Raw genomic sequence first — 12,300 nt, 5'->3', positions numbered from 1 at the left:
ATGGGTCCCGGCCTTCGCCGGGACGACAGCCTATCTCGCTGCGACATCGCTTACTGCGACGGCAGCGTTACCATTGGCGCCGCATTCGTCTCCTGCGTCACGACACGCTCGCCGTTCTTCGCCACCAGCGCAGTGTCGCTGCCTTCGAACCGCGCGCGGTAGACCGTGAAATTCTCCATCACGCGCTGCACGTAGTTGCGGGTCTCGGACAGCGGGATCCGTTCCACCCAGTCGACCGGATCGACCTTGGGATCGCGCGGGTCGCCATAGGCCTTGATCCAGTCGCGGACGCGGCCGCGGCCGGCGTTGTAGCCGGCGAAGGTCATGATGTGGCAGCCGCGATATTCTGATAGCAGCGCGCTGAGCTCGGCCGCGCCCATCTGGGTGTTGTAGACGGGATCGGAGACCATCTTGTCCCAGTCGTAACTGACACCGAAACGCTTCGCCGTGTCGCGTCCGGCCTCGGGCGTCACCTGCATCAGGCCGACCGCATTGGCGGATGATTTGTCGCGCTGGTCGAACGCGCTTTCGGTGCGCACGATCGAATAGGTCATGCTGCGCCCGATATCGGGGGCGATCGGTGAGTGCCTGGGGATGCCGATGACCGGGAAGGCGTAGTGGTCGAACGCAAAGCCGCGCGCCAGCGCGATCTTGCCGATCTGCAGCATGGCGCGGGCGTCGTTGTGGCGGCCGGTGAGCTCGCCGAGCGCTTCCAGCATGGCGACATCGGAACTCTCCTCGGCGAGGTCGGCGGCGAAATAGAGCACGACGTCGGGCTCGCCGATCGCATAGAGCATGTCGGCGGCGCGCACCCGCTCGTCCGCCGCCCCATTGCCGGCGATTGCGGCCGGAGAGGGCGCGTGCAGGTCGACGCCGTCACGCCCCAGCTTTGCCAGCGCCAGCTGACCGTAATAGGCGGTCGGATAGCGTGCGGCGGCCTCGTAATCGGCCCGCATCCCCACGGTGTTGCCGAGCGCCTCGGCGGCGCGGCCGCGCCAATAGGCGGCGCGTGCCAGCACGGTCGGATTGCTCTGGCCTTCGTCGATCCGCGCGAAATGCGCCGCCGCTGTCTTGGCGTCGTCGAGATAGCGCAGCGCGATCCAGCCGCTCATGAAATGCAGGTCGGAGCGGTAATACGGATTGTCCGGCAGCGCCGCCGGGCGGACCACGTCATAGGCGGCTTGGACCTTGCCCTGGTCGAGCAGCTTGCGCGCCAGCAGGCGCCGCTCGCGCCACCACGCGTCCGTGTCCTGCTGCGCCATCGTCTCCGGGGCGGCGGCGATAGTCACGCGGGCCGCGTCGTCGATCTTGTTCTGCGCCATCAGCCCCTGGATACGGCAGAGCGTGTAGCCGAGATCGCCGCGCGCGTCGGCCGGGACATCGCCGAGCGCGTCCTGCGCCTTGTTCGATTGCCCGCGGACCGCGCCGCAGGCTTTCACGATCGCCAGCCCGTCGCTGCCGAGCAGCTTGGCGGCGCGCCGGGCACCGGCGAGGTCCTTGGCGCCGATCCGCTTGTCCATCCGTGCGCGATGATCGTCGCGGGTCAGCAGGTCCTTGAACGCATCATAGGCGTCGCTCTCGGTGCGATCGGACAGTTCCTCCGATTGCCAGGCGTCGCGCACCAGCCGCGTGGCGCCGTCGCGGTCGCCCTCGGTGAGCAGCGCGCGGGCGAGCGCGAACTTGCCCTTGGCACTGAGCGGCTGATCGAGGGTGAAGCCGTGCACCGTGGCGGCGTCGCTGCGCTCCTGCCACAGTCGTGCCTCGGCCCGCCGGCGCAACTGCGTGATGCTCGGCCAGTCCGGATTGGCTGATATGAACGCGGCAAAGCGACTGAAATTCGCCTCCGACTCGGAGTGGCGCAGCAGGTACCATTCGACGAGCTTGCGGCCGACCGGGTCGGTGATCTTGTTTTGGATATCGGTCGCGTCGCTGGTCTTGCCCCTGCGTACGGCGAGGATCGCATCCCTCACCGTGGCGAGATCGCCGGTGAGTTGCGGGCCGGAGGCCTCGTCTGCTGCGGGATGCTTACTGGAGTCCGCTGATTTGGATTCGGTCGATTTGGCCTTCGCGGACTTGTGCTCGTCGGCGCCGCGCCTGGCATGCCGGCGCTTTCCAGATGCTGCCTCGCGCGTCGCTTTGGCGCCATGCGCCTTGCTGTCCGCCGCATGCGCGGCCTTGACATGGTCCTTAGCGAGGCGATGCGACTTCGCGGCCGCCTGGACCGGAAGCAAAGCGAGCGCGGCGACAGTGGCAAAGCACGCCAGCAGACGTAGGCTACGGTTCATTCCCTGGTCCCCCCCTGCGAAACCATCAGGCACAAACAGATCACGTCATACGCGGCACAACGGGCCGCAGATTATCACACCCTTGATTCGCAAGCGTTAAGGCGGCGCAACTCAACAGGGAAAAGGCGGCGAAATGTAGAACACAGGGTGTGGAACTCAGGGAATCCGAGGTTCCATCGTGCGTCTGCCCGAGCGCTCGCTCGGTTACGTCGCTCCGGGGCCCGCACGACGCGAGCCCAAAATCGATTAAACGGTCTTCTGAATAGGTCGCGCTGTGACTGGCATGCGCGGCGTCCGTGGCAGATCCCCGAACTCGGACGCGGCGTAATCGCGTCCCTCCGGCGTCACGATGTGGATGTCATAGCAATGCGCCCTCGCTAGCTCCCTGGCTTTTCGAAGGGCTGCATCCGAGGTGCTGCGGCGATGGACGATGTCTCCTTGCTTGGATCTTGCCTTCACGGTGAAGCTCATTTTTTCTTCGTCTTTTTCTTTCGTTTCAGGATGTCGGCCTGACTCCTGAACGCCTCGGCGAGCGAGCGCATCTCGCCGGCGACAATGGTGTCGGCCGTCGTCGCTGCGACCCGCTCCGCGGTCAGCGCCTGCCGTCGAATCGCCTTGGCCATCTTCATGGAACACCAATCTTGAGGCCCTTGTGTGGTTCCAGGCGCGAAGCCTTCACTCGGGCGGCTTGCATTTTGTTCTCGTTTCGTTCATTTTGCGGACCTTCCGAGAGGTCGCCATGGACGCCGAGAAAGACCGGGGCATCATCAGATTGTGGAACCGGCTTCGCCAGCTTGAGCGAGCAGGGCGTCCGACCACGGCTGTCAGACGTCAAATCGAGAAGGCTCTGTCGGAGAGGGAGCGCGAAGCGGCTTGATCGCTTGCTCCGAAATTACCGTGTCTCACTTATGGGGTGCAGTCCATGACTGTCACCGCAATCCGGTCGGTCCCTGGCGCAATCGCTCAGTACTGAAGCAATGCCTCTTGCATTCCGGTCGGAGTCATATTGCTCGCAAGTGCAAGCATCGCGACGATGCGCGCCTTTTGCGGGTTAAGAGAACCAGACGTCAAAATCCCGAGGCTTGCGTCCGTGTGCAGCGGTGCAACTGTGCCAGAAGCCGTCCGGCTTGAACGCACGAAGGCGACGCCGGCTTCCCAAGCCATTGCGGCCCCCTCACGAGCGCCGGGCGACAAGCTGCCATTGCCAACGCCTGCAACGACTATTCCCTTCGCGCCGGCCTCGATTGCGGCGCGGTAAAGGTGGCTTCCCGCAGATTGGTGATCAAACAGAATGTCGACATGCGGAAGAGCTTGGATTCGGGAAATATCGAATTCAGACATGAGGGTGTGACGACAAACTGGGGCGTGAAAGTATCTGAGATAGTCTCCAGATATCTCTCCGAGAATTCCAACTTCGGGCGCACGAAAGGCATCGATTGCGCTGGTATGCGATTTGGAAACGTCCCTGGCGGAGAAGACGCGGTGGTTGGCAACCACGAGGACACCTTTCCCTGGAGATGTTCCATGCGCCGCTGTGAGCACAGCATTGTAAAGGTTGAGAGGGCCATCGGCGCTCAACGCTGTAGATGGCCGCATTGCGCCAACCACAACGACAGGTTTCTCGGTGCGCATCGTCAAGTGCAGAAAGTAAGCAGTTTCCTCGAGAGTATCGGTGCCGTGTGTCACGACAATCCCTCCGATATCCTTCCGCTCGAGAAACGCCGCAACCTTGCGGCCGATCGTCAAAAGCGTCGCATTGTCGACTCGGAAGCTATCGGTATTGACGATTTGGGCGCACTCAATGTCGGCTAACGACGTCACGCTTGGCACTGCGGCCAATATCTGCTGTGCGGTTAAAGCAAGCTTATAGTTGTGAACATCCGTCTCACCTTCGCCTGAAGAGGCGATCGTACCTCCGGTTCCTGCGACCAGAATGCGAATTGTCTCACTTTGACGAGAAGTTTGATTCATTGACGTGACGCTTCCGGAGTGGAGATCGACAGCTGTCCATCATGGATCGGCTACTTCACCGGCTCGCCGTTGATGTAGACTCCATCAAGGGCATTGGAACCGAGGTCCCACTTTTCAAGGATCGACTTGTACGTCCCGGAGTCGATGAGGGTTTTAAGCGCGGTCGCATATGCGTCGCGTAGCTGAGTGTGCGCCTTGTCGAACGCAATGCCCTGATAGACGGTCGCAAATGGCGGACCAATCAGAAAGTAGGTGTCTGGCTCTTGCTTCATCAGGTAGGGGAGTGTCTCGACTCCCTGTACTGCGGCATCAACGCGGTGCTGTCTGAGCTGATTGCGCGCGTCGGCCGAACCTTCGGTGCCGAGGATTGTGATGGCCGGCTTGCCTTTTTCCTCGCAGTTGACCTTGCTCCACCGCGCGGTCTCCGCCGGAAAGGAGGTCACGCGGCTCATTCCGAGCTTTTTCCCACAGAGATCGTCCATCGATTGGAATTCATTTCGACGCTCGAACAGCGTGAAGAACTGGGGGCCCGATTTTACATAGTCGAGAAAATCGAAGGCCTCACGTCGGGAAGGGAGATCGGACATGGCGCTTTGGATTATGTCGACGCGGCCGCTCTTCAGCGAGTTGGTCATCTGCTCGAAGGAGGTCTCCGACCATTCAACGACGATGCCGAGTTGCTTGGCCAGGGCATTCGCCAGATCAACATCAAAACCGGTGAATTGGTTTGTCTTGGGATCCTTGAATTCCATCGGCGGGTAGATCGGCTGGTTGGCTACGATCACCTTGCCTGCCTTTTGAATGCGCTCGGGAAGTTGTTGGGCACTCGCTCCCGGCATGATCGACGTGACGAGAATAGACGCGACGATCGGCAGGAATATATGTCTCACTGGAATTCTCTCCTTCTGATCCTCTATTTGCAATCCGTGGATCGATGTCGATACGTCCATCGCGCCCGCAGCTCGACCATGGGACGCCGTGCTTACAAAAACAATCGTCGCCGCTATGCTGATTTCAGCGGGACCATTTCTTCTTTGAATACTGCCGTCTTGTTGTACCCACAGCCGAGCTTCACAGCGGTTTGCGTCGCTATCTCTCCAACCGCGTTGTTAGACCGCGCCCTGCAATGAGACGCGGGATGTGGCGCGGTCCGCGGTCGGGCCGTTAGCGCTGAGTTGCCCGACGGCGCAAGGTCTCACGGCAAAAATATTTCGCTTTATCAGAAGGGCAACTCAGTGTATAGATATGCGCGTCCCACCCGATTGAGGGGCGTGCGCACGTCACGAACGCGCGGTGGGATGCGGTGGACGCGGATTGCGCAACAGACGAGTGCGCATGACGCGGACGGTGAAGTCGTGCAGGCCTGACGCCCCAGTGGTAGGTGTCTTGTCCGCAAGAGGCGAAGGTCTCTCGCGGACGACGGTGACAAGCAAGCCTAGTCTCGCCGGGGAGAGCACGTATAAGCCGTAACCCATCGCGCAGGGAAAGCCGGCGTTCCCGGTTACACCTGTGGTCCTACCCCGGTGCTTTTTGTTGCACCGGGCCCATGGGTGCGATCGGCACCCGGCTTTCCCTGCGCCCTCTGGTCAAAGAGAGGGCACCATCGATCTCACAACTCGGGCGAGTTCCGTCGCGAGATTGCAATTTATTGTCTGTCTCGGTCGGGGTTCCGTCAGGTTCCCATAAGGACCGATAATAGATGGTTGCACTGCGGCCACGATTGTTGCGTTATCGCAACAGTTCCTGAACATTTAACCTTATGAGCAGCCGGTTCGCACTCGCGCCGCTTTTTAGCCACACCCCTCCATGAAACCATGTTCATAAATCTGAATGAGCCAGCGCTCGCGACGACGGGAGACCTTTGAGGCCTCCGGACGTTGAGGGAGAGAGACAGCTGGGGCAGGGTTGCGATGGACGCCAAGACGAACATCAAGGGCAGGCTGCCGAGCCGTCACGTGACGGAGGGGCCCGAACGCGCGCCGCATCGCTCCTATCTCTATGCGATGGGGCTGACGACAACCCAGATTCATCAACCATTTGTCGGCGTTGCTTCATGCTGGAATGAAGCCGCCCCCTGCAACATCTCGTTAATGCGCCAGGCGCAGGCGGTGAAGAAGGGCGTCGCCTCGGCCGGCGGCACGCCGCGCGAATTCTGCACCATCACCGTCACCGACGGCATCGCCATGGGCCATGATGGCATGCGCTCGTCGCTGCCGTCCCGCGAATGCATCGCCGACTCGGTCGAGCTGACGATCCGGGGCCACGCCTACGACGCGCTGGTCGGGCTCGCCGGCTGCGACAAGTCGCTGCCGGGCATGATGATGGCCATGGTCCGGCTCAACGTGCCCTCGATCTTCATCTATGGCGGCTCGATCCTGCCCGGCAATTTCCGCGGACAGCCGGTCACCGTGCAGGACATGTTCGAAGCGGTCGGCAAGCACTCGGTCGGCGAAATGTCGGACGCGGACCTGGACGAAATCGAGCGGGTGGCGTGCCCCTCGGCCGGCGCCTGCGGCGCCCAGTTCACCGCCAACACCATGGCGACCGTCTCCGAGGCGATCGGGCTCGCACTCCCGTATTCTGCCGGGGCTCCGGCGCCTTACGAGATCCGTGACGCCTTCTGCACCGCCGCCGGCGAGAAGGTGATGGAGCTGATCGCGAAAAACATCCGGCCGCGCGACATCGTCACGTTGAAATCCCTGGAGAATGCGGCCGCGGTCGTTGCAGCCTCAGGTGGTTCGACCAATGCTGCACTGCACCTACCGGCGATCGCGCATGAGTGCGGAATCAAGTTCAATTTGTTCGACGTTGCGGAAATCTTCAAAAAGACTCCTTACGTCGCGGATTTGAAGCCGGGCGGCCGTTATGTTGCCAAAGACATGTTCGAGGTTGGCGGCATTCCGCTGTTGATGAAGACGCTGCTCGACAATGGCCACCTGCACGGGGATTGCTTAACCGTCACGGGCCGAACGATCGCTGAAAACCTCAAAGGCGTGAAATGGAATCCGCACCAGGATGTGGTGCGGCCCNCCCGCCGACAAGCCGATCACCGTTACGGGTGGCGTTGTCGGGCTGAAGGGTAATCTCGCTCCGGAGGGTGCGATCGTGAAGGTCGCGGGCATGTCCAATCTGAAGTTCACCGGGCCGGCCCGGTGCTTCGACCGTGAGGAAGACGCCTTCGAGGCCGTCAAGAATCGCACCTACAAGGAAGGCGAAGTCATCGTCATCCGCTATGAGGGGCCGAAGGGTGGTCCGGGCATGCGGGAGATGCTGTCGACCACGGCGGCGCTGACCGGGCAGGGCATGGGCGGCAAGATTGCGCTGATCACTGACGGCCGGTTTTCCGGCGCCACCCGCGGCTTCTGCATCGGCCATGTTGGGCCCGAGGCGGCTATCGGCGGGCCGATCGCCCTGTTGCAGGACGGTGACATCATCGAGATCGACGCTGACGTCGGCATTCTTAACGTAAAATTGAGCGACGCCGAGCTCGCAAATCGTAAGACCAAATGGGCCCCTCGCGCGACCAACCATACATCTGGTGCGCTGTGGAAATACGCCGAGCAAGTGGGGCCGGCGGTGGATGGTGCAGTCACCCATCCGGGTGGCGCGTACGAGAAACAGTGTTATGCGGACGTTTAAGCGTACCATATTGGCATTTGCGTTGGCGGCCATTCCGGTCGCAGGACCCGGATTCGGATTCGACGGAGCCCCGGTCAACCCGCAAGACACCGCTCTTCCCGTGGTTGCCCCGCAGCCGGGGACCGCAGCCCTGAAGCGGGCCGCGACCCCCGTCACGCCAACGGATCTGCCAAATTCGAGCGTCATGTCGCTGGCCGAGGCCGGCCATCCCGTGGCGCAGTGGAAGCTCGGCAAGATGTACGCCGAGGGCGACGGCGTCGCCCAGGACGACATGCGCGCGTTCGAATATTTCAGCCGGATCGCCAACGCGCATGCCGAGGACTCGCCGTCGGCGCCGCAGGCCTCGATCGTGGCCAATGCCTTCGTGGCGCTCGGCCGCTACTATCTGAGCGGCATTCCCAATTCCAAGATCAAGCCGGACACCGAACGCGCGCGGGAGATGTTCTCCTACGCTGCCTCCTATTTCGGCAACGCCGATGCCCAGTACGATTTGGCCAGGCTGTACCTGAAGACGCCAGACGCCTCGCGGGATGATTTCCGCTACGGCGCCCGCTGGCTTGGTCTCGCCGCGCAGAAGGGCCAGCATCAGGCGCAGGCACTGCTCGGCCAGATGCTGTTCAATGGCGACCGCGTGCCGCCGCAGCGGGCGCGCGGCCTGATGTGGCTCGCCCTGGCGCGCGACAGCGCCACGGCCGACGAGGCCTGGATCAAGGACGGCTACAACCGCGCGATGGCCAAGGCCTCCGAGGACGACCGCGCCATGGCGCTGCAGATGCTCGAGCACTGGGTGCAGGGCCGTCGTGACTAATCCCCGTCAGTCCTGCTCGTAGCCGTAGACCTCCGGCAGGATGAAGATTGCGGCGAGCAGCCCGATCAGCGGGAAGATCGCGACGAACAGCGTCGCGTTGGCCTGGCCGATCGCGGCGAACAGCGACGGGAACAGGAAGATCGCCAGGAACGACGGCAGCTTCACGAACATGTAGGCAAAGCCCGACGCGGTGCCGCGGTACTGCGGCCTGGCGACCATGGTCGGGATCGTCATGCAGTTCGAGGCGTCCCAATAGTGGCCCCACAGCATGGCGGCGGCGGCGAACGGCAGGACGTATTTGTGGTCGGTGTAGAGCGCACCCGCCGCGACCAGCAGCGACACCAGCACGATCGAAAAGCCGGCGATGCTGATGCCGCGGTGGCCGATCTTCGGCGTCAGCAGCGGCCCGACCCAGCCGGACACCGCGGCGAACGCGAACAGCGCCATGGTCACGAGGTTGTTGCCGAGGATCGTCGAGACCCCGACCATCGCGAACAGCACCGGCAAATAGAACGCGAAGGTGGAGAATTCGCTCGCCTGGGCGAAGCAGGCGATCCAGCCGTAGATCGTGGCGCGCCAGCGGATCGGATCCTTGCGCAGGTCGGCGATGAAGGCGGTCGTGCGCGGCTTCGGCACCACTGCGTCCTGGTCGGGCAGCATTGCGAGATCGTCGTTGTACATCTGCCGCGCCACCTGCTTGGCCTCGCGGAAACGGCCCTGCTGCACCAGCCACACCGCCGTTTCCGGCACGTCATGGCGCATGATCAGGATGATCAGCGCGGGCAGGGCGCCGAGGCCGAGCGTAACGCGCCACAGCGTCTCGTGGTTGATGTCGGCGAGCAGGAACAGGATGATGACGCCGATCGTCAGGACTTCGCCGACCGCGAACATGAACTGCCAGCGATTGCCCATGACCTCGCGCTCGCCCTTGGCCATGGATTCCATGATGTAGGTGTAGCCGGTCGAGATATCGCTGCCGAGCGGAATGCCGAGCAGGAAGCGGATCACGATCAGCCAGGTCACGTTGGGCACGAAGGCCTGCGCCAGCGCCAGCACGATGAACATGATCATGGTCGCGATGAACATCACGCGGCGGCCGATCTTGTCGGACAGCCAGCCGCCGATCAGCGCACCGATCAGGGCGCCGCCTTGCGTACCGGCCGCGGCGAGCCCGAGCATCAGCGGATCCGGATTGTACTGCTCCTTGATGAAGATCAGCACGAAGGCGATCGAGTAGAGATCCCAGGCCTCGACCAGGATCGAGGCCATCATCAGCCAGCCGACCTTGTTGCCCTTGGGGCTGTAATTGGTGACGAGGTGGCGGACCGCGCCGTTGATCGCCGCCTGCTGCTGTGGAATTGCCATTGTCGACATCGCCGTTGCTCCCAAGTGTTCTTTAAACAAGTGTCCTGTAAACAAGTGTCCTGTGATTTGTTACGCCCCGAGCAGCGGCTCGATGCTGCAATCGAGCAGCCGCGGATCGATGCCGGCTTCCATGCCGTCGAACATCGTGTCCATGTAATCGATCAGCGCATCGCTCGCCGCCATCGCGCGATCGACGCGGCGGTTGGCGACCGCATTGAGGATGGCGAGATGGTTGTCGATGGTCCCGGACATGTCGGCCTGTCCGGGCATGTGGCGGTGATGGATGAAGCCGATGCGGCGATAGATGGTGTGGAGCGGCCGCAGCGTGTGGGCGAGGAACGGCTCGCCGGCGGCGCCCAGGATCAGGCTGTCGATGCGGCGGTCGAGATGATTGAACTCGTCGAGCGTCAGCGTCGCCCGCTTGTCCTTCATCACCCGCTCGATGTGCAGCGCCTGATTACGGTGCGAGAGGCTGGCGCGCTCGGCGGCCAGCCGAATGACGAAGCGCTCGATGTCACGCCGCAGCGCCAGCAGCATACGCTCGCGTGCCAGATCGATCGGCGCGATCTGCAGGCCGTGGCGGGGGCGGATGATGATCAGCGTGTCGGCGGCCAGCGTGTTGACGGCATGGTGCACCGGCGTGCGGCCGAAGCCGGTGAGGTCCTGCAGGTCCTGCACGGTGAGGGAGTGGCCCGGCCTGAGCGCGCAATTGACCAGCAGTTCCTCGATCCGCTGATAGGCGAGCTCGAAAAAATTGATGCGGTTGCGCCGGCCTTGTGTCGCGTCCCGGTCGTCGGGACGCACAACTTCAAGCGCGCGTTTGCGCCGTACCATTTGCTTCCTCCCGCCGGCCTGCGTTCATCGCGCGGACCGATCCTGCTGATCGTCACTTAAAACATGTTGTGAAATATTACAAGCGGTCGTATCAATCGAGCCAAAGGGCGTCCGCCAGAGGGGGCGCACTTGCAATCAAGAATCTGCGCAATCAAGAACATGGCCCCGCGCGAAGCGGTGCCCCGGGAGGACATCACGATGAAGATCACCTCGATCGAGACGTTGCGCACGGAAGAGTTCGCCAATGTGATCTGGGTCCGCGTCCACACCGACACCGGACTGATCGGTCTCGGCGAGACCTTCTACGGCGCCGGTGCGGTCGAAGCGCAGATCCACGATACGTTTGCCGGGCGGCTGCTCGGGCGCAACCCGCTGCACATCGAGGCGATCCACCGCGACATGCTCAATCTGCCGATGGCGCAGTCGTCGACCGGTGTCGAGTATCGCGCGGCATCGGCCATCGACATCGCGCTGTGGGATCTGTTCGGAAAGGTCTGCGGCCAGCCGGTGCACCAGATGCTCGGTGGTCTCTGCCGCGACAAGCAGCGCATCTACAACACCTGCGCCGGCACCAAATATGTCCGCTCCACCAACATCCGTCCAGTGTCGAACTGGAACCTCGGCGAGGCGGCGGGTCCATACGAAGACCTCGATGGATTCATGACCCGCGCCGACGCACTCGCCGAAAGCCTGCTCGAGAGTGGCATCTCGGCGATGAAGATTTGGCCGTTCGATCCGCCCGCGCAGGAGAACAACGGCCTCTACATCACGGCCGCCCAGATGAAGCAGGCGCTCGAGCCGTTCGAAAAGATCCGCAAGGCCGTCGGCGACAAAATGGAGATCATGGTCGAACTCCATTCGCTGTGGAATCTGCCGGCCGCAAAGCAGATCGCGCGCGCGATCGAACCCTACAAGCCGACCTGGTACGAGGACCCGATCCGCATGAACTCGCCGCAGGCGCTGGCCGAATACGCGCGCTCGACCGACGTTTGGGTCTGCGCCAGTGAGACGCTCGGCTCGCGCTTCCCCTACAAGGACATGCTCGACCGCGATGCCATGCATGTGGTGATGGCGGACCTCTGCTGGACCGGCGGCCTCACCGAGGGTCGCAAGATCGCGGCGATGGCCGAGACGTATCATCGGCCGTTCGCGCCGCATGATTGCATCGGCCCGATCGGCTTCATCGCGGCGATCCACATGTCGTTCAGCCAACCGAACACCCTGATCCAGGAATCGGTGCGCGCGTTCTACAGGGGCTGGTACAACGAGCTTGTCACCACCATGCCTGTGATCAAGGATGGCTATGTCTACCCGATGGAAGGGCCAGGGCTCGGCGTCGATCTGCTTCCGGCCGTCTACGACCGTTCCGACCTGACCGTGCGCCGTTCCAACGCTTGA

General features: G+C 62.6%; 8 protein-coding genes and 2 pseudogenes. 4 read left to right on the top strand and 6 right to left on the bottom strand.

Annotation, left to right across the window (positions count from 1 at the left end; genetic code table 11):
* Window positions 1–50: 50 nt before the first annotated feature.
* The 4 genes from UP09_RS31990 to UP09_RS31970 all read right to left on the bottom strand — a co-directional run bounded on the left by UP09_RS31990 (window position 51) and on the right by UP09_RS31970 (window position 5,095).
* Window positions 51–2,285, bottom strand: coding sequence for a lytic transglycosylase domain-containing protein (locus UP09_RS31990; protein WP_044542300.1), 2,235 nt, complete (start codon window positions 2,283–2,285; stop codon window positions 51–53).
* Between the two features lie 467 nt (window positions 2,286–2,752).
* The gene (locus tag UP09_RS37910) at window positions 2,753–2,914 is read right to left on the bottom strand and encodes a hypothetical protein (RefSeq protein WP_156164874.1); all 162 of its coding nucleotides are present in this window, start codon (window positions 2,912–2,914) and stop codon (window positions 2,753–2,755) included.
* A 334-nt stretch (window positions 2,915–3,248) separates the two neighbouring features.
* Entirely contained in the window at window positions 3,249–4,256 is a 1,008-nt protein-coding gene (locus tag UP09_RS31975) for an asparaginase (protein WP_044542298.1), read from the bottom strand.
* A 50-nt stretch (window positions 4,257–4,306) separates the two neighbouring features.
* On the bottom strand, window positions 4,307–5,095 hold the full coding sequence (locus UP09_RS31970; RefSeq protein ID WP_052833293.1) for an ABC transporter substrate-binding protein: 789 nt from the start codon (window positions 5,093–5,095) through the stop codon (window positions 4,307–4,309).
* 1,071 nt (window positions 5,096–6,166) lie between these two features.
* Here UP09_RS31970 and UP09_RS38665 point away from each other — a divergent pair.
* The 3 genes and pseudogenes from UP09_RS38665 to UP09_RS31960 all read left to right on the top strand — a co-directional run.
* Window positions 6,167–7,285: pseudogene (locus UP09_RS38665) on the top strand (dihydroxy-acid dehydratase domain-containing protein); the annotation flags it as partial.
* A gap of 1 nt (window position 7,286) precedes the next feature.
* Window positions 7,287–7,895: pseudogene (locus tag UP09_RS38660) on the top strand (dihydroxy-acid dehydratase); the annotation flags it as partial.
* On the top strand, window positions 7,882–8,703 hold the full coding sequence (locus tag UP09_RS31960; protein ID WP_044542296.1) for a tetratricopeptide repeat protein: 822 nt from the start codon (window positions 7,882–7,884) through the stop codon (window positions 8,701–8,703). The pseudogene UP09_RS38660 and the gene UP09_RS31960, both read left to right, overlap by 14 nt.
* A 6-nt stretch (window positions 8,704–8,709) precedes the next feature.
* On the opposite strand, the gene UP09_RS31955 is transcribed toward UP09_RS31960, so the two are convergent.
* Both UP09_RS31955 and UP09_RS31950 read right to left on the bottom strand, forming a co-directional pair.
* Window positions 8,710–10,077 (bottom strand): MFS transporter, encoded by a 1,368-nt coding sequence (locus UP09_RS31955; RefSeq protein WP_044542295.1) that lies wholly within the window; start codon window positions 10,075–10,077, stop codon window positions 8,710–8,712.
* Window positions 10,078–10,137: 60 nt separating this feature from the next.
* Window positions 10,138–10,902 carry a GntR family transcriptional regulator gene (locus UP09_RS31950; RefSeq protein ID WP_044542294.1) on the bottom strand — a complete coding sequence of 255 codons (765 nt, stop codon included), beginning with the start codon at window positions 10,900–10,902 and terminating at the stop codon, window positions 10,138–10,140.
* Window positions 10,903–11,100: 198 nt separating this feature from the next.
* Here UP09_RS31950 and UP09_RS31945 point away from each other — a divergent pair, with 198 nt between their 5' ends.
* Window positions 11,101–12,300 carry a mandelate racemase/muconate lactonizing enzyme family protein gene (locus UP09_RS31945; RefSeq protein ID WP_044542705.1) on the top strand — a complete coding sequence of 400 codons (1,200 nt, stop codon included), beginning with the start codon at window positions 11,101–11,103 and terminating at the stop codon, window positions 12,298–12,300.

Source organism: Bradyrhizobium sp. LTSP885, from assembly GCF_000938305.1.
Lineage (GTDB): Bacteria > Pseudomonadota > Alphaproteobacteria > Rhizobiales > Xanthobacteraceae > Bradyrhizobium.
The sequence above is the reverse complement of the archived record's forward strand: the minus strand, read 5'-3'. Positions and strand labels throughout refer to the sequence as shown.

Excerpts from the sequence above, each read along its gene's own strand:
- UP09_RS37910 (WP_156164874.1), bottom strand. The coding sequence starts at position 2,914 with ATGAAGATGGCCAAGGCGATTCGACGGCAGGCGCTGACCGCGGAGCGG.
- UP09_RS31950 (WP_044542294.1), bottom strand. The coding sequence starts at position 10,902 with ATGGTACGGCGCAAACGCGCGCTTGAAGTTGTGCGTCCCGACGACCGG.
- UP09_RS31945 (WP_044542705.1), top strand. The coding sequence starts at position 11,101 with ATGAAGATCACCTCGATCGAGACGTTGCGCACGGAAGAGTTCGCCAAT.
- UP09_RS31970 (WP_052833293.1), bottom strand. The coding sequence starts at position 5,095 with ATGCCGGGAGCGAGTGCCCAACAACTTCCCGAGCGCATTCAAAAGGCA.
- UP09_RS31975 (WP_044542298.1), bottom strand. The coding sequence starts at position 4,256 with ATGAATCAAACTTCTCGTCAAAGTGAGACAATTCGCATTCTGGTCGCA.
- UP09_RS31960 (WP_044542296.1), top strand. The coding sequence starts at position 7,882 with ATGCGGACGTTTAAGCGTACCATATTGGCATTTGCGTTGGCGGCCATT.
- UP09_RS31990 (WP_044542300.1), bottom strand. The coding sequence starts at position 2,285 with ATGAACCGTAGCCTACGTCTGCTGGCGTGCTTTGCCACTGTCGCCGCG.
- UP09_RS31955 (WP_044542295.1), bottom strand. The coding sequence starts at position 10,077 with ATGTCGACAATGGCAATTCCACAGCAGCAGGCGGCGATCAACGGCGCG.